The sequence below is a fragment of the Pseudomonas sp. PDNC002 genome, from assembly GCF_016919445.1.
In the GTDB taxonomy this organism is placed as follows: Bacteria; Pseudomonadota; Gammaproteobacteria; order Pseudomonadales; family Pseudomonadaceae; genus Pseudomonas.
In genome coordinates this window covers 5,150,131-5,174,217 of record NZ_CP070356.1, presented here as the reverse complement: position 1 = coordinate 5,174,217, position 24,087 = coordinate 5,150,131, and the positions used below count along the sequence as shown (strand labels likewise).

Sequence of the window (24,087 nt, the reverse complement as noted above, 5' to 3'; positions counted from 1 at the left end):
GGCGCGATTGTCTGTTCGCTGGAGGCGATCGCGTCAAGCGGCGACCGGCTGCTCCTCGCGGGGCACGAACAGGCGGCGGGTGGCCAGCAGGTGGATGATGAAGCCGATCAGCGCGGCCCCCAGCAGGCCCACGCCCAGGCGGGTGAACATGCCGCCGGTGTCGGAGAGGTCCTGGAGGCGGTCCAGGCGGTCGAAGTGCGCCGGGTCGGCGTTGGAGTAGGCGATCTGCAGCACGGTACCTTCGGGGTACTTGTCGGCGTTGCTGCCGGCCACGTCGAAGCGGCCGATGTAGTGCTGGCCCTTCACTTCGAACTGGTAGGTGAAGTGGTACATCTCCTTGGTGCGCCCGCGACGGCCGCGCTCCTCGGTGACTTCGTCCAGCGCCAGCGGCGCGCTGACCACGGAATGGTCGGCGAGGATGCGTTTTGCGCGCAGGTGGTCGCCGATGGCGGTAAGGCACATCACCACGACGAAGCCGATGGAGAAAAGGGTGCAGATGATGCTGGAGACGCGGCGGACCTTGTCGTGGGCCCCTTGCGAGATCTTGAAGCTGAGCATGACGTTCCCTGCCTTTGTTTGAATAAGTAACAAAAGGCTACGGGCGGGGCGCCCCGGGTGTCCTTGTCAGTTTGTCAACCGCGGGGGCGCGGCGCTGGACAGAACGTCCGTGGCGCCGCACCGGCGGGAAGCATCAGTGCTTGGCGTCGTCGTCGGGCAGCGCCAGCAGCGATTTTTCGCGATTCCAGTCGAACGCTTCGCCGCGCTCCTGCGCTTCGAAACGACGCTCGTCGAGTTGCTGGTACATCTGCAGTTCCTCGTCGGGCATGAAGTGCAGGCAGTCGCCGCCGAAGAACCAGAGCAGGTCGCGCGGAATCAGGTGGGCGATCTGCGGGTAGCGGTGGAAGACCTGGCTGATCAGGTCCTGGCCCAGGTACTGCGCGCCTTCCGGGTCGCGCGGCAGTTCCACCATCAGCTCGTCGAAGCGTTCCAGGAACAGGCCGTGGTTGTCCTCGGGGACCTGCTCGGCTTCGCCCAGGGCACCGAGGATGGTGCGCAGGTGGTTGAGGAGGGCGAGGTGGTGATCGAGATAGGCGCTGGCCATGGGGGGTCCTCTGGAGCTGTATTCAAACGGCCGGGGATTATATCGGGTTTCGCTGGCGCTGCCGCCGGGACGATCAGCGGATTGGCTGCATCTGGATCTGCCGGCGCTGGTTGTCGATCTGCTGGCGCTGTTGGTCGAGCATGCGTTGCTGCTGTTGCAACTGCTGTTGCTGCAGGTCGCTCTTCTGCCGTTGGATCATCTGGTCGCTCTGCCGGCGCTGCTGGTCGACGAGGCGCTGGCTGTCCTGCTGGCGCTGCAGGTTTTCCTGCTGCAGTTGCAGGCGCTGGTCCTCGTAGTTCAGGCGCTGGCGGTCCAGCTCGTTCTGCCGCAATTGCGACTGACGGCGCAGACTGTCCTGCTGTTGCTGGATGGGGTCGATGACCGGACTGGGCGTCGATGTTGGCCGCGGGCGGCTGGGGTAGAGCCAGGGGTCGGCCTGGGCAGGGCCGACGAGGAGGATCGCCAGCAGCGGAAAGAGGAGTCGGCGCATGGGAGGTTTCTCCATGACGGGTGTGCCCCCAGTGTGCACCCGATTGCCGTTTCCGGCATTGCTGTGCGTCGGACAAGGAAAGGGCGCCCGAAGGCGCCCTCATGGGTGAAGCCTGCGGATCACTCTGTCGTGGTGGTCGGTTTGCTGGCCGGTTTCTCCTTGTCCGATTTCTCGCTGGGCGATGTCTTGCCGGCCAGTTCTTCCTTGGAGAAATCGTCCACGTCGATCACCGCGCGGCGCGCATGTTCGGCGGCGTGCAGGGTTTCCGCTTCCTCCGCCTCCAGCACGCCGGCCTCGCGGGCGGCGTCGATGGGCGATTGACCTGGCTTGGGATGCACGCCGTGCTCCTTGAGCGCCTTGTGCAGCTTCTTCTGCAACGGCGCGGCGGCGGCAAGTTGGTCGTAGGCGATGGTGAGCTTGGCGACCGGGTCGTCCTCCCCGCTGGGCAGGTAGGCGCCGGCGAGGATCGCCTGCAGCGCCGGGTCGCTCAGCGGGCGGCCGAGGATATCGGCGATCTCGGCGTCCAGCGCGTCACTTGGACCACGGTGGCGACGGCCCAGCGGGAGCACGAGCACGCGCAGCAGGCAGGCGAAGGCACGGTTGGGGAAGTTGTCGATCAGGTCGGCCAGCGCGGCCTCGGCTTTCTCCAGGTTTTCCTCCATCGCCCAGTGCAGCAGCGGGTGGAGGTAATCCGGGTTGTCCAGATCGTGGTAGCGCTTGAGCGCGGCGGAGCCCAGGTACAGGTGGCTCAGCGCATCGCCCAGACGCGCCGACAGGCGCTCGCGGCGCTTCAGCTCGCCGCCGAGCATCATCATGCTGAAGTCGGCAAGCAGGGCGAAGGACGCGGCGAGGCGGTTCAGCGCGCGGTAATACGGGCGGCTGACGCGGTCGCCCGGCACTTGGTCGAAGCTGCCGAAGCCCAGGCCCAGCAGCAGGCTGCTGGCGGCGTTGCTGACGGCGAAGCCGATGTGGTCGAGCAGCAGCTCGTCGAACTCGCGCTCGGCCTGGTCCTGGTCCTCGCGGCGGGCCAGTTCCATTTCCTTCAGGACGTACGGATGGCAGCGGATGGCGCCCTGGCCGAAGATCATCAGGTTGCGCGAGAGGATGTTGGCGCCCTCGACGGTGATGAAGATCGGCGCGGCCTGCCAGGAGCGGCCCAGGTAGTTGTTCGGGCCCAGGATGATGCCCTTGCCGCCGTGGATGTCCATGGCGTGGGCGATGCACTCGCGGCCGCGTTCGGTGAGGTGATATTTGAGGATGGCCGAGAGCACCGAGGGTTTCTCGCCCAGGTCCACGGCGTTGGCGGTGAGGATGCGCGCGCTGTCCATCATCCAGGCATTGCCGCCGATGCGGGCGAGCGCTTCCTGGATACCTTCGAAGGCCGACAGCGGCACGTTGAACTGTTCACGCACCTGCGCATAGCGACCGCTGACGTAGCTGCCGGCCTTGGCGGCGCTGGTGCCCACCGCCGGTAGGGAGATCGAGCGGCCCACGGACAGGCAGTTCATCAGCATCATCCAGCCTTTGCCGATCATTTCCTGGCCGCCGATGATGTAGTCCAGCGGCACGAACACGTCCTTGCCGGAGTTGGGGCCGTTCATGAAGGCGGCGCCCAGCGGCACGTGGCGGCGGCCGATCTGCACGCCGTCGGTATCGGTGGGGATCAGCGCCAGGGTGATGCCGAGGTCTTCTTCCTCGCCCAGCAGGTGGTCCGGGTCATGGCACTTGAAGGCCAGGCCGAGGAGGGTGGCGACCGGGCCGAGGGTGATGTAGCGCTTTTCCCAGGTCAGGCGCAGGCCGAGGACTTCCTGGCCTTCCCACTGGCCCTTGCAGACTACGCCGACGTCGGTCATGCCGCCGGCGTCGGAGCCGGCCTGCGGGCTGGTGAGGGCGAAGCAGGGGATTTCATCGCCGGTGGCCAGGCGCGGCAGGTAGCGCTGGCGTTGGGCGTCGGTGCCGTAGTGCAGCAGCAGTTCTGCCGGGCCGAGGGAGTTGGGCACCATCACGGTGGAGGCGAGGTCGCCGCTGCGGGTGGCCAGTTTCATCACCACCTGGGAGTGGGCGAAGGCGGAGAAGCCCTTGCCGCCGTATTCCTTGGGAATGATCAGGCCGAAGAAGCCCTGGCTCTTGATGTAGGCCCAGGCTTCCGGCGGCAGGTCCATGTCCTTGCCGACCTGGTAATCGTTGATCATCGCGCAGAGCTGCTCGGTGGGGCCGTCGACGAAGGCTTGTTCCTCCTCGGTCAGTTGCGCGCGGGGATAGCCCAGCAGCGTATGCCAGTCCGGGCGGCCGCTGAACAGCTGGCCATCCCACCAGACGGTGCCGGCCTCGATGGCCTCGCGTTCGGTCTCGGACATCGGCGGCAGGGTCTTCTTGAACCAGGCGAACAGCCGCGAGGTGAACAGGCTACGGCGCAGGTCGGCGGCGAGGATGGTCACCGCGACCACGGCCCAGATCAGCCAGAACAGCACCATCCAGCCGTGGGCGTGGCTGAACAGGCTCATCAGTACGAGGTACACGGCAACGATGCCGAGGGCCTTGAGCGGCGCGGCGCGGCGGTGCGCGAGCCAGGCAACGCCGAGAATCAGGACGAGTAACCAGAGCAACAGCATGCGGATTCCTCCATGACAGCCCGCCAGGGCGACAGCAAGTCGCGACGGGCTTGATGACGAACAGTGCGCAAGCACCTGACGGGCTTCCGTCAGAATGCACCGGAAGCTTAGCTGGCCGAACGGGACCGATGGCCGCATGGCCGGACAGCTTGGCCGGATCGCCTTGTCGGGTAGCCGATCCGGCTGGTTAGACTGGTGGCGCCACCAAGGACGATCAGCCCGGAGACAGCGCCATGCAGCAGTACCTCAAGCCCAGCCGCTTCGTTGATAGTGACCACCCCGGGGTAATCGAGTTCGCTCTAAATCACCGGGGCAACGGCGGCACGCCGCTGGAGCAGGCCGTGGCGCTCTATTACGCCGTGCGCGACGGGATTCGCTACAACCCCTACGTGTTCAGCCGTGACCCGCAAACCCTCAAGGGCAGCCACGCCCTGGAGAGCGGGCAGTCCTACTGCGTGCCCAAGGCTACGTTGCTGGCCGCCTGCGCCCGGCACTGCGGGATTCCCGCGCGGATCGGCCTGGCCGACGTGAAGAACCACCTGGCCACGACGCGCCTGCTGGAATTGCTGCGCAGCGAAGTGTTCGCCATGCATGGCTACACCGAGCTGTTCCTCGAAGGTCGCTGGGTGAAAGCCACGCCGGCCTTCGACATCGGCCTGTGCGAGGCTTTCGGCGTGCTGCCGCTGGAGTTCGACGGGCGCACCGACAGTGTCTTCCATCCGTTCAACCGCGACGGCGAGCGGCACATGGAATACCTGCGCGACCACGGGCAATTCCCCGACGTGCCCGAGGAGTTCTTCTTCGGCTATCTCAAACAGTGCTACCCGCACCTGTTCAATGGCGAGGACACGCCGCTGGAGGGCGACATGCGCAGCGAAGCGGCCAAGCAGGAACACAATCGCCAGCATGAAAAAAATCGATAATCACCATCAGCACGTGCGACTTTTTTCCTGGCGTCGTTGCCGGTAGGGTGCCGTCATCCGAAGTCACGCCTTCAGACCGTGCCTTCATCCGATGACGACAGCAAGAGAGGCGCAGCATGCTCAAGATCTGGGGCCGGAAGAATTCCTCCAATGTGCGCAAGGCGCTCTGGTGTGCGGAGGAGGCGGGCCTTGCCTATGAGCGGATCGATGCCGGCGGCGCATTCGGCGTGGTCAACGAGGCGTCTTACCGCGCGCTGAACCCCAACGGTGTGGTGCCGACCCTGGATGACGACGGCTTCATCCTCTGGGAGTCCAACACCATCGTCCGCTACCTCGCGGCGCGCTATGCGCCGGAGCTGTATCCCCAAGACCCGCAGGCACGCGCCAGCGCCGAGAAATGGATGGACTGGACCACCTCGTCCCTGGCCGCACCGTTCCGCACTGTGTTCTGGGGTACCCTGCGCACCCCGCCGGAGCAGCGTGATGTTGCTGCCATACAGGCCGCCATCGATACCTGCGCGGGCTTGCTGGCAATCCCCGAGGCGACGCTGGCGAAGCAGCCATACCTCACCGGCGAACAATTCGGTATCGGCGACATTCCGCTGGGCTGCTTCATCTATGCTTGGTTCGAAATGCCCATCGAGCGCCCGGCGCAGCCGCATCTCGCGGCCTGGTACGAGCGCCTGAAGGCGCGTCCGGCCTACCGTGACGCAGTGATGACCGACCTGACCTGAGGCTCGCCTGCGCGCCGAGAAGGTTGCAATCGGTGCGGCGGACCAGTATCAAGCAGGCCTTCTTGCACAGACCTGCGACCTTCCAAAGACTTGCAACGGGAATCCCCATGAGTTCCGCGCTGTCCATCCGTCAATTGACGAAGACTTACGGCAACGGCTTCCAGGCCCTCAAGGGCATCGATCTGGACGTCGCCGAAGGCGATTTCTTCGCCCTGCTGGGCCCCAACGGCGCCGGCAAATCCACCACCATCGGCATCCTTTCCACCCTGGTGAACAAGACCAGCGGCACGGTCAACGTGTTCGGCCACGACCTGGACAAGGACCCGTACGGCCTCAAGCGCTGCCTGGGCGTGGTGCCCCAGGAATTCAACTTCAATCAGTTCGAGAAGGTGTTCGACATCGTCGTCACCCAGGCCGGCTACTACGGCATCCCGATGAGCATCGCCAAGGGCCGCGCCGAGAAGTACCTGACCCAGCTGGGCCTGTGGGACAAGCGCAATTCCGCTTCCCGCGAACTCTCCGGCGGCATGAAGCGCCGCCTGATGATCGCCCGCGCGCTGGTGCACGAGCCGCGCCTGCTGATCCTCGACGAACCCACCGCCGGCGTGGACATCGAACTGCGCCGCTCGATGTGGAACTTCCTCACCGAACTCAACGGCGAAGGCATCAGCATCATCCTCACCACGCACTACCTGGAAGAGGCCGAGCAGCTCTGCCGCAACATCGCGATCATCGACCACGGCACCATCGTGGAGAACACCAGCATGCGCAAGCTGCTGAGCAAGCTGCACGTCGAGACTTTCTACCTCGACCTGCAAGGCACGCTCAGCGAGACGCCCAAGCTCGACGGCTATCCGGTGCGGCTGGTGGATGACCACACCCTGGAAGTGCAGGTGGACAAATCCCTGGGGATCAACGGTCTGTTCGTCCAACTCAATGCCCAGGGCGTGCAGATCCTGAGTCTGCGCAACAAGAGCAACCGGCTGGAGGAGCTGTTCGTGTCGCTGGTGGAGAAGAATCTGTCGAAGGTGGCGGTATGAGTCACGAACTGCGCGCCAACTGGGTCGCACTCAACACCATCGTCTACCGCGAAGTCCGCCGCTTCCTGCGCATCTGGCCGCAAACCCTGTTGCCGCCGGCGATCACCATGGTTCTGTACTTCGTCATCTTCGGCAATTTGATCGGCCGGCAGATCGGCGACATGGGCGGCTTCACCTACATGCAGTACATCGTGCCCGGCCTGATCATGATGTCGGTGATCACCAACTCCTACGGCAACGTGGTGTCGAGCTTCTTCGGCAGCAAGTTCCAGCGCAACATCGAGGAACTGCTGGTGTCGCCGGTGTCGCCGCACACCATCCTCCTCGGTTTCGTCTGCGGCGGCGTGCTGCGCGGCCTGGCAGTGGGCGTGATCGTCACCATCCTGTCGCTGTTCTTTACCGACCTGCAGATCCATCACATCGGCATTACCGTGCTGGTGGTGGTGCTGACGGCGGCGATCTTCTCCATGGGTGGCTTCGTCAACGCGGTGTTCGCCCGCAACTTCGATGACATCTCGATCATCCCGACCTTCGTGCTGACTCCGCTGACCTACCTGGGCGGGGTGTTCTACTCGATCACGCTGCTGCCGCCGTTCTGGCAGACCGTGTCGCTGGCCAACCCGATCCTGCACATGGTCAACGCCTTCCGCTACGGCATCCTCGGCGTGTCGGACATACGTATCGGTACGGCGGTGATCTTCATGCTGGTGGCGACCGTGCTGCTCTACGTATTCTGCGTGCGTCTGCTAGTGAGTGGGCGTGGGATGCGGCAGTGACGCCTTAATGTTGAGTGGAAAAGGCCCCGGTTGGGGCCTTTTTTCTTTTGCGGTATCTCAGGTGAGCCCGCTGCGGTGGCTGGCCCTCACCCCAGCCCTCTCCCAAGGGGGGAGGGGGTAGTACGTGCCGGCGGGCACTCTGGTAGCACCCTGCGCCGATCAGTCCCCTCTCCCTCTGGGAGAGGGTTAGGGTGAGGGGCTCTTAGCCCGGAAATTCGATGACGAAACGGGTCCACCCACCCGCCGACTCGCAGCGAATCTCCCCACCATGGGCACGAACGATGCTGCGGCAGATCGCCAACCCCAACCCGGCATGCTCACCCTGGCCCTCGCGGCGGGCCGGGTCGGCGCGGTAGAAGCGGTCGAACAGGCGCGGCAGGCGCTCGGCAGGGATTGCCCGGCCAGGGTTTTCCACGCTCAGGCGGCCGGGCTCCAGCAGCACGCGGACGGCGCCGCCTTGCGGAGTGAAGCGCAGGGCATTGTCCAGCAGGTTGGCCAGCACGCGCCGCAGCAGGGCGCGGTCGCCCTGCACCGACAGCTCGCCGTCGCGCTCCAGGCGAATCGACTTTTCCTCGGCCAGCGGCCCGTAGAACTCCAGCAGCTCGTCCACCTCGCCGGCCAGCGCCAGGGGCTGGCTGCTGGGCGTGAGCAGGCCGTGGTCGGCCTTGGCCAGGAACAGCATGTCGTTGACCATCGCCGTGAGCCGTTCCAGCTCTTCCAGGTTGCCGTGCAGCGCCTCGCGGTAGTCCTCCAGGCTGCGCGGGCGCGAGAGCACTACCTGGGTCTGGGTCAGCAACCCGGTTAGCGGTGTGCGCAGCTCGTGGGCGATGTCGGCGGAGAAGGCCGACAGCCGCTGAAACGCCTCCTCCAGGCGCGCCAGCATGGCGTTCAATTCGCCGGCCAGGCCGCGCAGTTCCTGGGGCATCTGGCCGGCGTCGAGACGAGTCGTCAATGAATGTGCGGAAACCTGCGCCGCTACCTCGCTCATCCGCCGCAACGGACGCAGGCTGGCGCGGGCCGCCCAGGCGCCGAGCAACGCGGTGGCCAGGGCGGAGAAGCCCATGGTCATCCAGATCAGCCGCTGCATGCGCTGCAGGAAGTGCTGGTGGTGGGTGATGTCGAGGATCAGCGTGAGCTGCGGGCCCTGGGCCTGGTTTGCGTCCAGCGGCGCCTGCAGTTCGCGGTAGGCAGGGGCTTCGTCACGGGCCATGTTCATCGCCGGCAACTGCCAGAACCAGCGTTGCCCGTCAGGGCCTTGCAGGCGCAGGCCGAGGTCGGGATGGCGCTCCAGCTCGCGGCGCAATTCGGCGGTGTGGGGAGCAAGTTCGTCGGCGCTGCCGACGTCCTTCAACACATCGCGGAAGATCGCCAGCTTGCCGCTCAGCAACTGCTGATCCAGCTCGATGAAATGCGCTTCACTGGCGCGGCTGAAAACGATGCCTGCCAGCAGTGACACGGCGGCGGTGCAGGCGGCGAACAGCAGGCTCAGACGCAGGCCGAGGGAGAGGCGAGCGCTCATGCTTCGCGCTCCTCCAGCACGTAGCCCATGCCGCGCACGGTGTGGATCAGGCGCTGCGGGAAGTCGTCGTCGACCTTGGCGCGTAGGCGGCGGATGGCGACTTCGATGACGTTGGTGTCGCTGTCGAAATTCATGTCCCACACCTGGGAGGCGATCAGCGATTTGGGCAACACCTCGCCGCTGCGGCGCAGCAGCAGTTCCAGCAGGGCGAATTCCTTGGCGGTCAGGTCGATGCGCTTGCCGGCGCGCTGCACGCGGCGGCGCAGCAGGTCGAGTTCCAGGTCGGCCAGTTGCAGGGTGGTTTCCTGGATCTGCTGGCCGCCACGGCGCAGCAGGGTGCGGACGCGGGCGAGCAGTTCGACGAAGGCGAAGGGTTTCACCAGGTAGTCGTCGGCACCCAGTTCCAGGCCGCGCACGCGGTCTTCCACGGCATCCCGGGCGGTGAGGAACAGAACGGGCACGGCGCTGCCGGTCTGGCGCACGGCCTGGAGAATCTGCCAGCCGTCGCGGCCGGGCAGCATCACGTCGAGGATCAGCAGGTCATGCTCACCGGTCAGGGCCAATTGCAGGCCTTCGTCGCCGTCGGCGGTCAGGTCGACGGCGAAGCCGGCCTCGCTCAGGCCCTGCTGCAGGTACTGGCCGATGCGGGGTTCGTCTTCGACGATGAGAAGTTTCATCCGGGTATCCATTCGGGCGCTCAGGGCGCGGCTGTCATCAGGGTAATGGGGCGGTCAGCGAACTGACAGCGTCGGTGTTGCACACTGGCGACGTGTTCATTTTTCAGCGCCATCGAGGAGCCTGCCATGCACCTGATCATCTCCACGCTGTTTGCCGTGCTGTTCTTCCCCGCCACACCGGCTCTGGCTGACGGAGGCGGGGACAGCACCTTCCAGCGCATGCAGGAACAGGCCGCCACGGCGCGTCAGGCCTGCTGAATCCGATTCATCGTGCTGCCCCTTGCCCGCCCTATGGCGGGCTTTTTTTCGCCCTCTTTATACCCCGCGCCGGGCGGCTGAGCGCCAAGCTGACAGAGTTGTAATCTTCCCGACAGGTAACCCTCAGCCGCCGGCAGCGACCATGGCCAACATTCCAGAAAGGAGATTCGCCATGTCCCTGCGTCATCTGCTCCAAGCTTCCGCCCTCGGCCTCGCCGCCGCCTTCAGCCTGCCGGCCCTGGCCGATGCCGGGCACGGCTACGACTTCGGCAAGCCGGCCAAGGCCGCCCAGGCCACTCGCACCGTGGAGATCAAGCTGGGCGAGATGTTCTTCGAGCCGGAAAGCATCGACGTGAAACCAGGCGAGACCGTGCGCTTCGTCATCCACAACACGGGGAGCCTGCTGCACGAGTTCAATCTGGGCAGCGCCGCGATGCACGCCGGCCACCAGAAGGAAATGCAGCAGATGATGGATGCCGGGATGCTCACGCCCACCGGCATGCACGACATGAGCAAGATGGACCCTGGCTCCATGGACCATAGCAAGATGGGCCATGGCGATATGCCGATGATGAAGCACGACGATCCCAACAGCGTGTTGGTGGAGCCGGGCAAGACCGCCGAGCTGACCTGGACCTTCAGCAAGGCCACCAGCCTGGAGTTCGCCTGCAATATTCCGGGGCACTACCAGGCCGGCATGGTCGGCAAACTGACCGTCAAGCCTTGATCAGGAGCGCCAAGATGATTCGCGCAAGGGATTGGGCTTTGGGGGCGCTGCTGCTGGCACCGTTGGCGGTGCAGGCGGGCGTGTATGACCTGACGATTGGCGAGGGCGAGCTGAGGCTGTCCGATGGCGCGCGCAAGGCGCTGGTCGTGAACGGCAAGACGCCCGCACCGGAGCTGCGCTTCAAGGAGGGCGAGGACGTCGAGCTGCGCGTCACCAACACCCTCGACCGCGACACCTCGCTGCACTGGCACGGGCTGATCCTGCCCTATACCCAGGATGGCGTGCCGGGCATCAGCTTCCCCGGCATCAAGCCCGGCGAAACCTTCACCTACCGCTTCACGGTGAAGCAGTCCGGCACCTACTGGTACCACGCCCACAGCGACTTCCAGGAGATCGAGGGCCTCTACGGCCCGCTGGTGATCGAGCCGAAGGCGCGCGAGCCGTACCGCTATGACCGCGAGTACACCCTGCTGCTGGCGGACTGGCACGACACGAAGCCGGAAACCGTGTTCGCCAACCTGAAGAAGCAGAGCGACTACTACAACGGCAACCAGCGCACTCTGGGCGACTTCATCGCCGACTCCCGCGCCAATGGCTTCATGGCGACCCTGCGCGACCGCCTGGACTGGGGCGGCATGCGCATGACGCCAACGGATATCGCCGACATCGCCGGCTTCCGCTTTCTGGTCAACGGCCAGGACACCACGCAGAACTGGACCGGCCTATTCAAGCCGGGCGAACGCGTGCGCCTGCGCATCATCAACGGCTCGGGTATGAGCTACTTCGACCTGCGCATCCCCGGCCTGAAGATGACCGTGGTGCAGGCCGACGGCAACGACGTGCAGCCGTTGACGGTGGATGAACTGCGCATCGCCGTGGCCGAGACCTACGACGTGATCGTCCAGCCGCAGGAAGATCGCGCCTATACCTTCTTCGCCGAAGCCATGGACCGCAGCGGTTATGCCCGTGCCACGCTGACGCCGCGCGAGGGCCTAGTGGCCGAGGTGCCGGCGCTGCGCGAACGGCCGCTGCTGACCATGGCCGACATGGGCATGAGCCACGAGGGCATGGACCACAGCGGCATGGCGATGGCTGAGTCGAAAGACGCGGACATGGCCGGGATGGATCACTCCAGCATGGCGGGGATGGACCATTCGCAGATGGCTGGGATGGACCATTCAGCCATGGGCGCCGCCGCGCCGAAATCCGATTACGCGCCGGGGAGCGGCCTGACGCCGCAGCCGGCCGAGCCGGGCAACCGCCTGCTGGTCTACGCGGACCTGAAAGCCATGCGCCCCTACGCCGACTACCGCGCACCGGACCGCACCATCGAGTTCCGCCTCACCGGCAATATGGAGCGTTACTTCTGGTCCATCGACGGCAAGAAATACTCGGAGGCCGAGCCGATCCGCCTGACCTATGGCGAGCGCGTGCGCATCCGCTTCGTCAACGACACCATGATGACCCACCCTATGCATCTGCACGGCATGTGGATGCAGCTGGACAAGGGCAACGGCCGCTTCAACCCGCTTAAGCATGTGGTCAGCGTGGCACCGGGCAGCATCCTGGACGTCGACGTGCCTGCCGATGCCCTGGGTGAATGGGCCTTCCACTGCCACCTCATCTACCACATGGCCGCCGGCATGATGCGCAAGGTCATCGTCGAACCGGCCCCCGCCAGCGCCAGCCTCTGAGGAATCGCCATGAAACGCATAGCAAGGGTGGCCTGCGCGGCGACCCTGGGCCTGGCCTTGCCCGCTGAAAGCGCCGAGATGGACGACATGCCCATGGGCTCGCTGCTGATCCAGCGCCTGGAAAGCCGCTTCCACGGCAACGACCAGGCGCTGGGCTGGGAAGCCCAGGGGTGGTACGGCACCGATTACCAGAAGCTGCGCCTGAAACTGGAAGGCGAGCGCGACGCTGGCGGCCCGACCACCGACAACGAAGTGCAGCTGCTTTACCAGCGCATGGTGGCGGACTTCTGGGACTGGCAGGTGGGTGTGCGCCACGACGAACAACCGGGTCCGTCGCGCAGCTACGCGGTGCTGGGTATCCAGGGCCTGGCGCCGCAGTGGTTCGAGGTGGATGCCAACCTGTTCCTCAGCGAGCGCGGCGACCCGTCGTTGCGCTTGGAGACCGAGTACGAACTGCTGCTGACCCAGCGGCTGATTCTTGAGCCCGCGCTGGAGTACAACCTGGCCTTGGCCGATGACCGTGATACCGGCGTTGGCGCGGGCGGCAGCGAGCTTGAGGTGGGCTTGCGCCTGCGCTACGAGCTGCGCAGGGAGTTCGCGCCGTACTTCGGTTACGTCTGGAGCAAGACCTACGGCCGCAGCGGCGACATTGCTCGGGCGGAAGGAGAGGGCGACGAAGAGGGTTACTGGGTGGCGGGCGTGCGGATGTGGTTCTGAGCCGGCGCCATGCTCTCGCCTTGGTTGTGCGGGGCGCATTCTGGGGGACAACGAACGGTGTTCCGCCGGGAAGGCCGTGCCTATGCTTTTCCCTCACCCCAGCCCTCTCCCAGAGGGAGAGGGGAGCGGTCTGTGCCGGCTGATGCTGAGGTTTCATCCTGCACCGAACGGTCCCCTCTCCCCCTGGGAGAGGGTTAGGTTGAGGGCCGACCCAGGCGCAGAGGCATCTCGTGGGAGCGGACTCCGTCCGCGATCGCCTTGGTTGTGCGGGGCGCATTCTGGGGAACAGCGAACGGTGTTCCGCCGGGAAGTCCGTGCCAGTGCATCCCCTCACCCCAGCCCTCTCCCATAGGGAGAGGGAGCCGTCCGTGCCGGCTGACGCCGAGGTTTCATCCTGCACCGAATGATCCCCTCTCCCCAGCCCTCTCCCGTTGGGAGGGGGAGCCGTCTGTGCCGGCTGATGCTGAGGTTTCATCCTGCACCGAACGGTCCCCTCTCCCTCTGGGAGAGGGTTAGGGTGAGGGCCGACCCAAGCGCAGAGGCATCTAGCGGGAGCGGACTCTGTCCGCGATATGTCCGCATCGCGCCGGAAGCCATCGCGGACGGAGTCCGCTCCTACGGGAAGACTTGCGGCGCCCGGCTCGTCCGCCGGCTGCTGAAAGGACCGGCGGATTTGTATACACTCGCCGCCTCGCGCCACCACCCGCATCGCCGATCCAGCAGGACCTCCCCATGCAGCATCCCGCCGAACACTCGCCCCTGGGCAAATCCAGCGAATACGTCTCCACCTACGCGCCGGAGCTGCTCTTCCCGATCTCCCGCACCACCAAGTGGGCGGAACTGGGCCTGACCGCGGACACCCTGCCGTACCAGGGCGTGGACCTGTGGAACTGCTACGAGCTGTCCTGGCTCACCGCGTCGGGCAAGCCGGTGGTGGCCATCGGCGAGTTCGCCATTCCGGCGCAGTCGCCGAACATCATCGAGTCGAAGTCCTTCAAGCTCTACCTCAACTCGCTGAACCAGACCGCCTTCGACAGTGCCGAAGCCGTACGCGCGGTGATGGAGCGTGACCTGTCCGCCGCCGCTGGCGCGCCGGTCGGCGTGCGCGTGCGCAGCCTGGACGAGGTGGCGAGCGAAGGTGTCGCGATCATCGAGGGCATTTGCGTCGACGATCTGGACGTTGCAGTGGAGAGCTACGACCACCCGCGCCCTGAACTGCTGCGCTGCGACGATACCCAGCGTGTCGACGAGGTGCTCTACAGCCACCTGCTCAAATCCAACTGCCCGGTCACCGGCCAGCCGGACTGGGGCACCCTGGTGGTCGAGTACAGCGGTCCGGCGCTGGATGCCGCGAGCCTGCTGGCTTATGTCGTTTCGTTCCGTCAGCACCAGGACTTCCACGAGCAGTGCGTCGAGCGCATCTTCCTCGACCTGCAGCGCCTGCTACAGCCGACGCGCCTGACTGTCTACGCGCGCTACGTGCGCCGTGGCGGGCTGGACATCAATCCGTACCGCAGCAGCGAGGCGGTGCAGCCGGACAATCGGCGCCTGGTGCGCCAGTAAAACTCAGCGCGCCAGTAAAACGCGGATACGAAAAACCCGGCCTTGGCCGGGTTTTTTGATATCTGGAGGGGGTGAACGCGGTTCAGATACCCATGTTCGCCAGGCTCTGCACGATGGAGCGGAGCGTGCCGGCCAGTGTCGGATGGCTCGCCTCGAAGCGCTCCACGGCCAGGTTGACGTTGTCCATCAGGGTTTCGTCGGCCAGCGCCTCTTCGTTGGCCAGTTGCAGCTCGATATCCTTGATCAGGGCCTGCAGCGAGGCGCGCTCTTCCTCGTTCAGCGGCGGCTGGCGCTCCAGTTGCTCGCGCAGGGCCTGGAGTTCTTCCTGGAGGCGTTGTGTCGGCATGGTGGTGTCCTTCTGCGGTACGTACCCAAAGATGGACCTCACCGCGCAGGGAAAAGGTCCATCGCCATGCATTGAGCTTAACTCGCCGCGCGCACCCTTGCCTGATGCCGGTCAACGCGCAGCAGCCGTTCGAGCAGCGGGAAAAAGTGCTCCAGCTCCGGTGTGCGCATGGCCGGGTCCTTGCCCAGGTCGTCCAGGCGACGCAGGGTCAGCGCGTCCTGGGAGAAGGGCGCTGTGAGGAAGGCACTGGCGCCGCGTTCGTCGTACGGCCCGCCCTGCAGTGCCAGGCTCTGCCGCGAGGCCCAGGACAGGCCGGCGTGGTAGGCCGGGTCGATCGCGCAGAGGTAGCGCTTGGCAGCCACATGCAGGCGGATCGGCTGCCAGACGGATTCAGGCAGCAACTCGCGCAGCAGGCTGGCGCCGAACTCCTCGTGGCGCAGGTCCTGCTCCTCGATCAGTTCCGGGTCCTCGTAGAGGTGGCCAATGTCATGGAGCAGGGCGGCGATGACCAGGCTGTCGGAGCAGCCGGCGCGCTCGGCCAGGGTGGCGCACTGCAGCGCGTGCTCGGCCTGGCTGACGGCCTCGCCGTAGGGCTCGGCGCCGTGGCTGGCGAAGCGCTCGGCCAGCTCGTCGAGGAAGCGATGGCGCTCGTGCTTCATGGTTTTTCTCCTTTGAGGCGGCGGCCGGCGATGTCCTGCAGGCAGGAATCCAGCTCACCCAGATGATCGATGACCGAATGCACGCCGAGACGGTACAGGCCGAGTGTGGCCTGGGCGCGCAGGCGGTCGCGGTCGAGGTTGCCCAGGGCGTCCCAGTCTCCCGGTGCGTGTCCGCACAGGGGGCCGCTGGCGGCCAGGCCGATGGTCCACAGGCCTGCATTCAGGCCCGCCTGGAGCAAGCGCGGCTGGCCACTGACCAGTACGCAGCCGTCCAGATGCGGGCTGTCGAGTTGCATGAGCGCCTGCCAGCAGGAGTCCGGGGCGGGCCACTGGCGCCCGGCGATGTGCAGGCCGGCGGCGAGGTGCTCGTCGAAGGCGGCGGCCAGATGCAGCGTGGTGGCGCTGGGCAGCTCATCCAGCCAGGCGCAGGGTACGCCGCTCTGGTGCAGGCTCTGGAGGGCGCCGAGTGCGCCGGGCGTGGCTTCGGCGTGGGCCTGGGCGGCATCGTCCAGGGCGGACTGGAAGCGGCTGCGCTCCTGGGCGTCGGCGCAGCGGCCAAGGGCCAGTTCCAGGGCGTCCTGCGGGGGCAGGGCGAGGGCGTCGTTCAGGCGCTCCGGCGGACAGTCGGGGCAGGTGCGTTGCAGGGCTACCGGCAGCGTCCTTGCGCCGAAGTCCACCAGATCGCCCGACAGTCCGAACAGCAGGGTGGTGAAGCGCGGAAGGTCGGCGGTCGCAGGCATGGTGGGCTTTCTGATAATTGGTCTAGGCCAGACTAGCGGGCCAATGTGACGGTCCGATGAAGTCCCGCGCCATGCCGTTATAATCGCCGCGCCTTTTCTGGAGACTGCCGCATGCCGGTCGACCCCATGCCTCATTACCTGCGCATCCGCGATCAGCTGGCGCGGGACATTGCCAACGCTTCCCTGAGCCAGCGCCTACCCGCCGAGCGTGAATTGGCGGAGCGTTTCGGCTGCACCCGCGTGACCCTGCGCGAGGCGTTGCAACAGCTTGAAACAGAAGGGGTGCTGTACCGCGAAAATCGCCGCGGCTGGTTCGTCTCGCCGCCGCGCATCCGTTACAACCCGACGCGCACCACCGGCTTCATGGATTACGTCCAGGCCCAGGGCCGCGTGCCACGCACCGAAGTGCTGGCCGCCGAATGCCGTGTCGCCGGGCCGCTGCTGGCGCGGCGCATGGGGCTGGATGAAGACGCCGAGGTTTTCCGCATCCTGCGTCGTCGCTGGGTGGACGAGCGGCCGGTGATGCTGGAGGAAATCACCCTGGACGCGAGCTGGTGCCCGGGATTGCTGGACCATGCGCTGGACACTTCGCTCACCCGTGTCCTGCGCGAACGGCTGGGATTGAGCCTGTCGCGCTCGGAGCTCGCCATGCACTCCACGGCGCTGGAGGAGGTCCAGGCGACCCCGCTCCAGCTCACGCCGGGCTCGCCGGGGCTTTACGTCGAACGGTCCAGCTACATCGGCGATGGACGGCTGGTGGAGTGGGATCAGGAGTTCTGGCGCTCCGATGCGCTGGAAATCGTCATCGACGCACGTTATCCGGACTGAAGTGGCACTATGCTTTCAATTGAACAGGGACGAAAACCTCGAGCGAACGACCAGTTTCGTAATCAGTCGAGCGTGTTCCTGGTCACCAAATCCGTCGCGGGCCTATATAATCCGCCCGCGTAGCGGTCCGCTCAGGCTGGCCCTAAAGTCATTCACTGGAGAACTCCCGATGCGCCCACTAGGCGTCCAATGGACGAAACGCTGCTTCAGCCTGCTCGCCGCCGCCGGCCTTGCCACGATCCCGTTCCTGGCCCAGGCCGCCAGCGAAGACGACCCCTGGGAAAGCATCAACCGTCCGATCTTCACCTTCAACGACACCCTGGACACCTACGCACTGAAACCCTTGGCCCAGGGTTACCAGTACGTCACCCCGAATGTCGTGCAAGACGGTGTGCACAACTTTTTCGGCAACATCGGTGACGTGAAGAACCTGGTCAACGACCTGCTGCAGCTGAAATTCGAGAACGCCGGTGTCGATACCAGCCGCCTGCTGTTCAACACCACCTTCGGCCTGGCGGGATTCATCGACGTCGCCACCCACATGGGCCTGCGCCGCAACGACGAAGACTTCGGCCAGACCCTCGGCCACTACGGCGTCGGCAGCGGTCCCTACGTGATGCTGCCGCTGCTCGGCCCGAGTACCCTGCGCGATGCGCCGTCGCTGATTCCGGACTCCTACACCGGGCCATATCCGTACATCGATGACGTCGCCGTGCGCAACTCGCTGCGTGGCGTGGACGTGGTCGACACTCGCGCCGACCTGCTCAAGTCCGAGAAGCTGATCAGCGGCGACAAGTACACCTTCATCCGCAATGCCTACTTGCAGAACCGCGAGTTCAAGGTCAAGGACGGCGACGTCGAAGACGACTTCTGATCCGCCTCCGCACAGTCCTGCCTCTCTCCGCCAGCCCGCGCCGATCCTGGTCGCGGGCGGCGCCCGCTTGAACCGCCGGGCGGATGGGAGTAGTGTCTGCGCCTTGTCGCGACCCACCCGCGCTGCTGTTCCCTAGAATGCGCGCCAAACCACAACCCCGGCGCCGTTTGCCTGGATGACCCATGCACAAAGCCAGTGCCTCGCTGCTGATTATCGATGACGACGATGTCGTCCGCGAAAGCCTCGCCGCCTACCTGGAAGACAGCGGATTCAAGGTCACGCAGGCCACCAACGGCCTGGAAGGCCTGAAAGTCTTCCAGCACGAACTTCCCGATCTGGTGATCTGCGATCTGCGCATGCCGCAGATGGACGGCCTCGAGCTGATCCGTCGCGTCAGCGAGATGGCGGTGGAAACCCCCGTGATCGTGCTTTCCGGCGCCGGTGTCATGAGCGATGCGGTCGAGGCCCTGCGCCTGGGCGCCGCCGACTACCTGATCAAGCCGCTGGAAGACCTCGCAGTCCTCGAACATTCGGTCCGCCGTGCGCTGGATCGTGCTTACCTGCGCTCGGAAAACCGCCGTTACCGCGAGAAGCTGGAAACCGCGAACCGTGAGCTGCAGGCCAGCCTCAACCTGCTCCAGGAAGACCAGAACGCCGGTCGCCACGTGCAGATGAACATGCTCCCGGAGACGCCCTGGGAGTCCGATGGCCTGGCGTTTTCCCACCAGATCATTCCGTCGCTCTATCTCTCCGGGGATTTCGTCGACTATTTCCGCGTCGACGCCCGGCGGATCGGCTTCTATCTGGCCGATGTGTCCGGCCACGGCGCCTCGTCCGCTTTCGTGACGGTGCTGCTGAAGTTCATGACCACGCGACTGCTGTATGAATCGCGGCGCAACAATACGCTGCCGGAATTCAGGCCGTCGGACGTGCTCGGGCATATCAACCGCGGCCTGATCAACTGCAAGCTGGGCAAGCACGTGACCATGCTTGGCGGTGTGATCGACCTGGACACCGATCGCCTGACCTACAGCATCGGTGGCCACCTGCCGCTGCCGGTACTCTATGTCGACGGCGAAGCCCGCTACCTGGAAGGCCGTGGCCTGCCAGTGGGGCTGTTCGACGAAGCGACTTACGAAGATCATGTCCTCGATCTACCCAAGTCCTTCAGCCTTTCCCTGTTCTCGGACGGCATTCTCGATGTCCTGCCGGGGGCTACGCTGAAGGAAAAGGAGACGGCGCTACCGCAGCAGGTCGTCGCCGCCAACGGAACCCTGGATGGTTTGCGCCAAGTCTTCGGACTGGCCAAGTTGTCCGAGATGCCGGATGATATTGCCTTGCTGGTGTTGAGCAGGAACCTTGCATGAGTACCGGTAAAATCCAGTTCGCCGAGCAGGATGGCTCATTCGTCCTGAAGTTCGTGGGCGAAGTCCGTCTGACCCTGTGTTCGGCGCTGGATGCCACCATTGAAAAAATCTTCGCCGCGTTGAATTTCTCGGCGATCATCATCGATCTCACGGAAACCCAGAGCATCGACAGCACTACGCTTGGCTTGCTGGCCAAGCTGTCGATTCTCTCCCGGCAGAAGGTCGGGCTGTTGCCTACGCTGGTCACCACCAACGAGGACATCACCCGCCTGCTGCAATCGATGGGCTTCGATCAGGTGTTCAACATCGTCGATCGCCCCATTCCGTGCCCGGAATGCCTCACCGACCTGCCACCTCAGGACCAGTCCGAGGAGGTGGTGCGCGGCAAGGTGCTCGAAGCCCACCGAATCCTGATGGGTCTCAACGAGTCCAACCGCGAGGCGTTCCACGATCTGGTGAGTGCTCTCGAGCGCCACTGATTCGATGAGCTGAAATGCAAACCGGCGCCCTGGGGCGCCGGTTTGCATTTGCTCGTCCGCAGTTTCCTGCGCGGCATCAGCGGCCGGCGAGCAGCGCTTCCAGCTTCTCCTGGTCACGGGCGAACAGGCGGATGCCTTCGGCCAGCTTCTCGGTGCCCATGGCGTCCTCGTTCATCTGCCAGCGGAAGGTGCTTTCATCCAGCACCTGGCGCGCTTCGCCGCCGCCAGGCTGCAATGCGCGTGGCAGTTCGCCCTGGGCGTCGGCCAGTTGCTGCAGCAGGTCGGGACTGATGGTCAGGCGGTCGCAGCCAGCCAGTTGCTCGATCTGGCCGAGGTTGCGGAAGCTGGCGCCCATCACCACGGTCTCGTAGCCGTTGGCCTTGTAGTAGCGGTAGATGCGCGAGACGGACTGCACGCCCGGATCTTCCGCGCCGATGTAGTCTCGGTTGTTGGCCTTCTTGTACCAGTCGTAGATGCGCCCGACGAAGGGTGAGATCAGGAATACGCCGGCATCGGCGCAGGCGGCGGCCTGGGCGAAGGAGAACAGCAGGGTCAGGTTGGTCTGGATGCCTTCGCGCTCCAGTTGCTCGGCGGCGCGGATGCCTTCCCAGGTGGAGGCGATCTTGATCAGCACGCGGTCGCGGCCGATGCCGTGCTGGTCGTACAGGTCGATCAGTCGGTGGGCGCGTTGCAGGGTCGCTTCGGTATCGAAGGACAGGCGCGCATCCACTTCGGTGGAGATACGGCCAGGAATCACGCCGAGAATGTCCTTGCCCACGGAGACGGCGAAACGGTCGCAGGCGAGCCCTGCGTCGCCCTGGGCGCCTTCGGTGGCGCGAGCCAGGTGTTCGGCGTAGCGGGGCAGGGCGGCGGCCTTCAGCAGCAACGACGGATTAGTGGTGGCATCCACCGGCTTCAGGCGGGCAATGGCGTCGAAATCGCCGGTATCGGCGACAACCGTGGTGTATTGCTTGAGTTGTTCCAGCTTGGAGGTCATGGCGCGTCTTCCGTAGAGAGTGCATCGACCTTACCCGAGGCCGATGCGCCGCTCAACGGGACTCAGTGACCGGCGAGAAGTTCGCCCGCCTGATCGAGCAAGGCCAGGGGATCAGCGGTCTTGTGCACATCCACCGAGAGCAACTGGCGGAAGCGGCGGGCGCCCGGGAATCCCTGGGCCAAACCGAGGATATGGCGGGTTACGTGGTGCATCGCGCCACCCTCGGCGATGTGCCGCTCGATATAGGGGCGCAGGCGGACCAGAGCCTCCGCGCGACTGATCGGCGGGTTGTCGGAGCCGTACAGCGCAGCGTCCACCTGGGCCAGCAGATAAGGGTTGTGATATGCCTCGCGGCCGAGCATCACGCCGTCGAATACCTGCAGGTGCTCGCGGCATTCTTCCAGGGTCTTGATGCCGCCATTGAGGATGATCTCCAGGTCCGCGAAATCACGCTTGAGCTGCGCCGCGATGTCGTAGCGCAGCGGTGGGATTTCACGGTTCTCCTTGGGCGAAAGCCCTTCGAGGATGGCGATGCGCGCGTGCACGGTGAAGCTGCGGCAGCCGGCGTCGCGCACCTGGCCGACGAAGTCGCACAGTTCTTCATAGCTGTCGCGGCCGTTGATGCCGATGCGGTGCTTGACCGTGACCGGGATCGATACGGCGTCGCGCATGGCTTTCACGCAGTCCGCCACCAGCGCTGGATAGCCCATCAGGCAGGCGCCGATCATGTTGTTCTGCACACGGTCGCTAGGGCAGCCGACGTTCAGGTTCACCTCGTCGTAGCCGGCGTCCTCGGCCAGCTTTGCCGCCGCCGCCAGGTCGGCCGGATCGCTGCCACCCAGTTGCAGCGCCAGGGGATGCTCGCATTCGTCGTGACGCAGGAAGCGCGCGGCGTCGCCGTGCAGCAGGGCGCCAGTGGTCACCATCTCCGTATAGAGCAGGGCGTGGCTGGAGAGTTGGCGAAGGAAAAATCTGCAGTGGCGATCAGTCCAATCCATCATCGGCGCCACGGAAAAACGGCGGGAAGGCTCGGGGCGCAAGGCTTGGTCGGTCATGGTGTCGTCAACGTGAGAAAGCGGATGGCCGCCCGGAAGTCGGAGCATCGGGCAGTTGGCTGATAAGGAAGGGGCGACAGTTTACCCGTAGCGGGAAGGCGCTGCACGCCGCCTGGCGCCCGTCAGGCGTTCGGTCGGCTCAATTGTTTCGGGGTATTGCTGGTCGAGTGTATAGTGCCGCGTCTCTCTGATTGAGCGTTGCAGGCGTTATGCAGATCGAACGAATTGCCCGGGTTCTGAAGGTTGCCGGGCTGGCGCTGGCGGGAATTACGCTGGCCTGCCTGCTGGTCGGGCGCTTCTGGTGGCCCACCGACTCGGGCAATTGGGAAAAGACGTTGCGTATCATGGTCTGCCTCGCGCTGCTGGTGGGATCAGTGGCACTGATCCGCGAGCGCGCGCGCTGGTTTTCGTTGACCTTCGTGCTGTTCTGCGTGTTCTGGCTGGGCCTGGTGGTGAATGCCGTGGCGGCGGATTCCTCCAGCTCGGTGCGCCAACTGCTGATGATCATGGTGTTCAGCCTGATGACCATCGGCCTTGGCGGTTCGGACGGTCGTACCTGGCGCATCGTCCTGGGGATCGGTGCCTTGTCGGGTGCCGGCTTCGCCGCGTTCTCGCTGCTGCACAAGGCATGGCTAGGGGAGTTCTCCTTCGCCTACCGGACGCTGAACATCCATGATTCCGGAGTGCCTGGCGTCGCCGATTTCGGAATCACCATCGAAGCGGGCATGCACTATGCCTTCAGCTTCATCGTCGCACTCTGGCTGGCCCTGCGCAGTCGCCGCTGGCCGAGCCTGACGCTATGGTCGGCGTGCGCCGCGCTGCAAGGCGCCTATATCTACTTCACCTTCTCCCGCGCGGCCTGGATGGCAGCGCTCATCGGTGCCGTCGTGCTGGTGCTGGTGGGCGCCGAGGGGCGCGTACGCAAGGCCTTCCTGAGCCTGATGGCGCTGGGCGGACTGGTCGCCTTGATGGTTGGCTACAAGCGTTTGGCCTATGAATTCGGCACACGCGGCCTGACCCATCGCGACGAGGTCTGGCGCACCGTGATCGAACGGGTGGGCGAGCACTGGTGGTTCGGCCATGGCGCCCATACCGAGCTGGGCGATGTCGCCCTCAGCACCGGCGAAGTGGTGCACAACCCGCACAGCCTCTACCTGGAAGTGCTGTATCAGTTCGGCGCCGTCGGCCTGGCATCGCTGCTGCTCATGCTTGCCGTCTGCCTGTGGTCCCTGTGGCGCAGCCGCTCCAGCCTGGCACCCTTGTGGTTCTCGGTGCTCGCGGCGGCCTCGGTGGTGTTCATGGTGGAAATGCACTTCTTCGTGGCGGCGCCGAATGTGGTCTGGATGTGGCTGTGGGTGCCCATGGCCGGGGCGCTGGCGGCGGTTGCCGGCGAGTACCACGCGCCGCGCCGGGCGCACAGCGCGCCCGGCCTGGGGGCCCAGCCCGCCTGAGCCCGGGACGGCGCCCCCTTGGCCAATGGCAGCCTGCTAATCTTAGCGGCTCATGCCATGGGGATGTCCGTTCATGAAGGTGCGAGTGCTGCTGCTCTGTGTCGCGCTGGCGGGGTGTTCGTCGCCCGGCAAGCTGAAGGAGGAGGCGCCAGCAGTGCGTCTGCAATCCACCCAATCGCCCTCGGTCTACATGGCCTGCCTGCTGCCGCGCTGGCAGTCCTACCGGCCGTCCGCGGCGGTCAGGGAAATTCGCCTGGGGTACCGCCTGATCATGCCGGCCGCCGCCGGTGATTCGGCGCAGGCGCTGGTGGAGGTGACCGCGACGGACAAGGGTAGCGACGTGACCCTCTACCGCCGCGATTCTCCCGTGCCCGATGATGCGATCACGGCTGCCGTGCGGAGCTGCCTCTAGCGACCCAGGCACCGCCTCGTCTACCACTAAGGAACGATAGCCGCCGG

Annotated in this window: 26 protein-coding genes; 15 read left to right on the top strand and 11 right to left on the bottom strand. The window is 65.3% G+C overall.

Going from position 1 to position 24,087, the window contains the following annotated elements:
• Nucleotides 1-33: 33 nt before the first annotated feature.
• From JVX91_RS23245 to JVX91_RS23230, 4 genes are all read right to left on the bottom strand, one after another.
• Nucleotides 34-558 (bottom strand): DUF3592 domain-containing protein, encoded by a 525-nt coding sequence (locus JVX91_RS23245; RefSeq protein WP_205336458.1) that lies wholly within the window; start codon nucleotides 556-558, stop codon nucleotides 34-36.
• A 133-nt stretch (nucleotides 559-691) separates the two neighbouring features.
• Nucleotides 692-1,102 (bottom strand): PA2817 family protein, encoded by a 411-nt coding sequence (locus tag JVX91_RS23240; RefSeq protein WP_205336457.1) that lies wholly within the window; start codon nucleotides 1,100-1,102, stop codon nucleotides 692-694.
• A 73-nt stretch (nucleotides 1,103-1,175) separates the two neighbouring features.
• Nucleotides 1,176-1,592, bottom strand: coding sequence for a PA2816 family glutamine-rich protein (locus tag JVX91_RS23235; protein ID WP_205336456.1), 417 nt, complete (start codon nucleotides 1,590-1,592; stop codon nucleotides 1,176-1,178).
• A 119-nt stretch (nucleotides 1,593-1,711) separates the two neighbouring features.
• Entirely contained in the window at nucleotides 1,712-4,204 is a 2,493-nt protein-coding gene (locus tag JVX91_RS23230) for an acyl-CoA dehydrogenase (protein ID WP_240201654.1), read from the bottom strand.
• Nucleotides 4,205-4,437: 233 nt separating this feature from the next.
• On the opposite strand from JVX91_RS23230, the gene JVX91_RS23225 reads away from it, so the two are divergent.
• From JVX91_RS23225 to JVX91_RS23210, 4 genes are all read left to right on the top strand, one after another.
• Nucleotides 4,438-5,127, top strand: coding sequence for a transglutaminase family protein (locus JVX91_RS23225; RefSeq protein WP_205336455.1), 690 nt, complete (start codon nucleotides 4,438-4,440; stop codon nucleotides 5,125-5,127).
• Nucleotides 5,128-5,243: 116 nt separating this feature from the next.
• Nucleotides 5,244-5,861 (top strand): glutathione S-transferase, encoded by a 618-nt coding sequence (locus tag JVX91_RS23220; RefSeq protein WP_205336454.1) that lies wholly within the window; start codon nucleotides 5,244-5,246, stop codon nucleotides 5,859-5,861.
• Between the two features lie 107 nt (nucleotides 5,862-5,968).
• A complete protein-coding gene (locus JVX91_RS23215; RefSeq protein ID WP_205336453.1) occupies nucleotides 5,969-6,901 on the top strand; it encodes an ABC transporter ATP-binding protein in 933 nt (310 codons plus the stop codon).
• Nucleotides 6,898-7,677, top strand: coding sequence for an ABC transporter permease (locus JVX91_RS23210; RefSeq protein ID WP_205336452.1), 780 nt, complete (start codon nucleotides 6,898-6,900; stop codon nucleotides 7,675-7,677). Before JVX91_RS23215 ends, JVX91_RS23210 begins: the two co-directional genes overlap by 4 nt.
• 202 nt (nucleotides 7,678-7,879) lie before the next feature.
• On the opposite strand, the gene JVX91_RS23205 is transcribed toward JVX91_RS23210, so the two are convergent.
• Together JVX91_RS23205 and JVX91_RS23200 are read right to left on the bottom strand one after the other, a co-directional pair.
• Complete coding sequence (locus JVX91_RS23205; RefSeq protein ID WP_205336451.1) at nucleotides 7,880-9,196, bottom strand: heavy metal sensor histidine kinase; 1,317 nt, start codon at nucleotides 9,194-9,196, stop codon at nucleotides 7,880-7,882.
• The gene (locus tag JVX91_RS23200) at nucleotides 9,193-9,873 is read right to left on the bottom strand and encodes a heavy metal response regulator transcription factor (RefSeq protein ID WP_205336450.1); all 681 of its coding nucleotides are present in this window, start codon (nucleotides 9,871-9,873) and stop codon (nucleotides 9,193-9,195) included. The genes JVX91_RS23205 and JVX91_RS23200 overlap by 4 nt, the downstream gene beginning before the upstream one ends.
• Nucleotides 9,874-9,999: 126 nt before the next feature.
• Between JVX91_RS23200 and JVX91_RS29145 the strand changes: the two genes are divergently transcribed.
• The 5 genes from JVX91_RS29145 to queF all read left to right on the top strand — a co-directional run bounded on the left by JVX91_RS29145 (nucleotide 10,000) and on the right by queF (nucleotide 14,832).
• Nucleotides 10,000-10,131 carry a co-regulatory protein PtrA N-terminal domain-containing protein gene (locus tag JVX91_RS29145; RefSeq protein WP_275892376.1) on the top strand — a complete coding sequence of 44 codons (132 nt, stop codon included), beginning with the start codon at nucleotides 10,000-10,002 and terminating at the stop codon, nucleotides 10,129-10,131.
• A 172-nt stretch (nucleotides 10,132-10,303) separates the two neighbouring features.
• On the top strand, nucleotides 10,304-10,858 hold the full coding sequence (locus JVX91_RS23195) for a cupredoxin family protein (protein ID WP_205336449.1): 555 nt from the start codon (nucleotides 10,304-10,306) through the stop codon (nucleotides 10,856-10,858).
• 14 nt (nucleotides 10,859-10,872) lie between these two features.
• Nucleotides 10,873-12,552, top strand: coding sequence for a copper resistance system multicopper oxidase (locus JVX91_RS23190; protein WP_205336448.1), 1,680 nt, complete (start codon nucleotides 10,873-10,875; stop codon nucleotides 12,550-12,552).
• Nucleotides 12,553-12,561: 9 nt separating this feature from the next.
• Entirely contained in the window at nucleotides 12,562-13,269 is a 708-nt protein-coding gene (locus tag JVX91_RS23185) for a copper resistance protein B (RefSeq protein ID WP_205336447.1), read from the top strand.
• Nucleotides 13,270-14,001: 732 nt separating this feature from the next.
• Nucleotides 14,002-14,832: an NADPH-dependent 7-cyano-7-deazaguanine reductase QueF gene (gene queF, locus JVX91_RS23180; protein WP_205336446.1), complete on the top strand. Its 831-nt coding sequence runs from the start codon at nucleotides 14,002-14,004 to the stop codon at nucleotides 14,830-14,832.
• A gap of 82 nt (nucleotides 14,833-14,914) precedes the next feature.
• Here queF and JVX91_RS23175 read toward each other — a convergent pair whose 3' ends face one another.
• From JVX91_RS23175 to JVX91_RS23165, 3 genes are all read right to left on the bottom strand, one after another.
• Complete coding sequence (locus JVX91_RS23175) at nucleotides 14,915-15,178, bottom strand: DUF4404 family protein (RefSeq protein WP_205336445.1); 264 nt, start codon at nucleotides 15,176-15,178, stop codon at nucleotides 14,915-14,917.
• 77 nt (nucleotides 15,179-15,255) lie between these two features.
• Nucleotides 15,256-15,837: a phosphonate degradation HD-domain oxygenase gene (locus JVX91_RS23170; protein WP_205336444.1), complete on the bottom strand. Its 582-nt coding sequence runs from the start codon at nucleotides 15,835-15,837 to the stop codon at nucleotides 15,256-15,258.
• On the bottom strand, nucleotides 15,834-16,577 hold the full coding sequence (locus JVX91_RS23165) for an HAD family phosphatase (protein ID WP_205336443.1): 744 nt from the start codon (nucleotides 16,575-16,577) through the stop codon (nucleotides 15,834-15,836). Before JVX91_RS23165 ends, JVX91_RS23170 begins: the two co-directional genes overlap by 4 nt.
• Nucleotides 16,578-16,688: 111 nt before the next feature.
• Here JVX91_RS23165 and JVX91_RS23160 point away from each other — a divergent pair, with 111 nt between their 5' ends.
• The 4 genes from JVX91_RS23160 to rssC all read left to right on the top strand — a co-directional run bounded on the left by JVX91_RS23160 (nucleotide 16,689) and on the right by rssC (nucleotide 20,125).
• Entirely contained in the window at nucleotides 16,689-17,405 is a 717-nt protein-coding gene (locus JVX91_RS23160; RefSeq protein WP_205336442.1) for a UTRA domain-containing protein, read from the top strand.
• 169 nt (nucleotides 17,406-17,574) lie between these two features.
• Nucleotides 17,575-18,279, top strand: a complete 705-nt coding sequence (locus JVX91_RS23155; RefSeq protein ID WP_205336441.1) for a VacJ family lipoprotein — start codon at nucleotides 17,575-17,577, stop codon at nucleotides 18,277-18,279.
• Between the two features lie 182 nt (nucleotides 18,280-18,461).
• The gene (rssB, locus tag JVX91_RS23150; RefSeq protein ID WP_205336440.1) at nucleotides 18,462-19,646 is read left to right on the top strand and encodes a two-component system response regulator RssB; all 1,185 of its coding nucleotides are present in this window, start codon (nucleotides 18,462-18,464) and stop codon (nucleotides 19,644-19,646) included.
• Nucleotides 19,643-20,125, top strand: a complete 483-nt coding sequence (rssC, locus tag JVX91_RS23145; protein WP_205336439.1) for an anti-sigma factor antagonist RssC — start codon at nucleotides 19,643-19,645, stop codon at nucleotides 20,123-20,125. The genes rssB and rssC overlap by 4 nt, the downstream gene beginning before the upstream one ends.
• Before the next feature lie 76 nt (nucleotides 20,126-20,201).
• Here rssC and tal read toward each other — a convergent pair whose 3' ends face one another.
• Nucleotides 20,202-21,122 (bottom strand): transaldolase, encoded by a 921-nt coding sequence (gene tal / locus JVX91_RS23140; RefSeq protein WP_205336438.1) that lies wholly within the window; start codon nucleotides 21,120-21,122, stop codon nucleotides 20,202-20,204.
• 62 nt (nucleotides 21,123-21,184) lie between these two features.
• Entirely contained in the window at nucleotides 21,185-22,177 is a 993-nt protein-coding gene (gene dusA / locus JVX91_RS23135; RefSeq protein WP_205336437.1) for a tRNA dihydrouridine(20/20a) synthase DusA, read from the bottom strand.
• Between the two features lie 209 nt (nucleotides 22,178-22,386).
• Here dusA and JVX91_RS23130 point away from each other — a divergent pair, with 209 nt between their 5' ends.
• On the top strand, nucleotides 22,387-23,628 hold the full coding sequence (locus JVX91_RS23130) for an O-antigen ligase family protein (protein WP_205336436.1): 1,242 nt from the start codon (nucleotides 22,387-22,389) through the stop codon (nucleotides 23,626-23,628).
• Nucleotides 23,629-23,701: 73 nt separating this feature from the next.
• A complete protein-coding gene (locus tag JVX91_RS23125) occupies nucleotides 23,702-24,040 on the top strand; it encodes a hypothetical protein (RefSeq protein ID WP_205336435.1) in 339 nt (112 codons plus the stop codon).
• The last annotated feature ends 47 nt before the right edge of the window (nucleotides 24,041-24,087 follow it).

Coding starts and splice junctions, on each gene's coding strand:
- JVX91_RS23220 (WP_205336454.1), top strand. CDS start 5,244: ATGCTCAAGATCTGGGGCCGGAAGAATTCCTCCAATGTGCGCAAGGCG.
- JVX91_RS23235 (WP_205336456.1), bottom strand. CDS start 1,592: ATGCGCCGACTCCTCTTTCCGCTGCTGGCGATCCTCCTCGTCGGCCCT.
- JVX91_RS23160 (WP_205336442.1), top strand. CDS start 16,689: ATGCCGGTCGACCCCATGCCTCATTACCTGCGCATCCGCGATCAGCTG.
- JVX91_RS23230 (WP_240201654.1), bottom strand. CDS start 4,204: ATGCTGTTGCTCTGGTTACTCGTCCTGATTCTCGGCGTTGCCTGGCTC.
- JVX91_RS23200 (WP_205336450.1), bottom strand. CDS start 9,873: ATGAAACTTCTCATCGTCGAAGACGAACCCCGCATCGGCCAGTACCTG.
- JVX91_RS23125 (WP_205336435.1), top strand. CDS start 23,702: ATGAAGGTGCGAGTGCTGCTGCTCTGTGTCGCGCTGGCGGGGTGTTCG.
- queF (WP_205336446.1), top strand. CDS start 14,002: ATGCAGCATCCCGCCGAACACTCGCCCCTGGGCAAATCCAGCGAATAC.
- dusA (WP_205336437.1), bottom strand. CDS start 22,177: ATGACCGACCAAGCCTTGCGCCCCGAGCCTTCCCGCCGTTTTTCCGTG.
- JVX91_RS23210 (WP_205336452.1), top strand. CDS start 6,898: ATGAGTCACGAACTGCGCGCCAACTGGGTCGCACTCAACACCATCGTC.
- rssC (WP_205336439.1), top strand. CDS start 19,643: ATGAGTACCGGTAAAATCCAGTTCGCCGAGCAGGATGGCTCATTCGTC.
- JVX91_RS23130 (WP_205336436.1), top strand. CDS start 22,387: ATGCAGATCGAACGAATTGCCCGGGTTCTGAAGGTTGCCGGGCTGGCG.
- JVX91_RS23205 (WP_205336451.1), bottom strand. CDS start 9,196: ATGAGCGCTCGCCTCTCCCTCGGCCTGCGTCTGAGCCTGCTGTTCGCC.
- JVX91_RS23170 (WP_205336444.1), bottom strand. CDS start 15,837: ATGAAGCACGAGCGCCATCGCTTCCTCGACGAGCTGGCCGAGCGCTTC.
- JVX91_RS23190 (WP_205336448.1), top strand. CDS start 10,873: ATGATTCGCGCAAGGGATTGGGCTTTGGGGGCGCTGCTGCTGGCACCG.
- tal (WP_205336438.1), bottom strand. CDS start 21,122: ATGACCTCCAAGCTGGAACAACTCAAGCAATACACCACGGTTGTCGCC.
- JVX91_RS23185 (WP_205336447.1), top strand. CDS start 12,562: ATGAAACGCATAGCAAGGGTGGCCTGCGCGGCGACCCTGGGCCTGGCC.
- JVX91_RS29145 (WP_275892376.1), top strand. CDS start 10,000: ATGCACCTGATCATCTCCACGCTGTTTGCCGTGCTGTTCTTCCCCGCC.
- JVX91_RS23245 (WP_205336458.1), bottom strand. CDS start 558: ATGCTCAGCTTCAAGATCTCGCAAGGGGCCCACGACAAGGTCCGCCGC.
- rssB (WP_205336440.1), top strand. CDS start 18,462: ATGCACAAAGCCAGTGCCTCGCTGCTGATTATCGATGACGACGATGTC.
- JVX91_RS23195 (WP_205336449.1), top strand. CDS start 10,304: ATGTCCCTGCGTCATCTGCTCCAAGCTTCCGCCCTCGGCCTCGCCGCC.
- JVX91_RS23215 (WP_205336453.1), top strand. CDS start 5,969: ATGAGTTCCGCGCTGTCCATCCGTCAATTGACGAAGACTTACGGCAAC.
- JVX91_RS23155 (WP_205336441.1), top strand. CDS start 17,575: ATGCGCCCACTAGGCGTCCAATGGACGAAACGCTGCTTCAGCCTGCTC.
- JVX91_RS23225 (WP_205336455.1), top strand. CDS start 4,438: ATGCAGCAGTACCTCAAGCCCAGCCGCTTCGTTGATAGTGACCACCCC.
- JVX91_RS23165 (WP_205336443.1), bottom strand. CDS start 16,577: ATGCCTGCGACCGCCGACCTTCCGCGCTTCACCACCCTGCTGTTCGGA.
- JVX91_RS23175 (WP_205336445.1), bottom strand. CDS start 15,178: ATGCCGACACAACGCCTCCAGGAAGAACTCCAGGCCCTGCGCGAGCAA.
- JVX91_RS23240 (WP_205336457.1), bottom strand. CDS start 1,102: ATGGCCAGCGCCTATCTCGATCACCACCTCGCCCTCCTCAACCACCTG.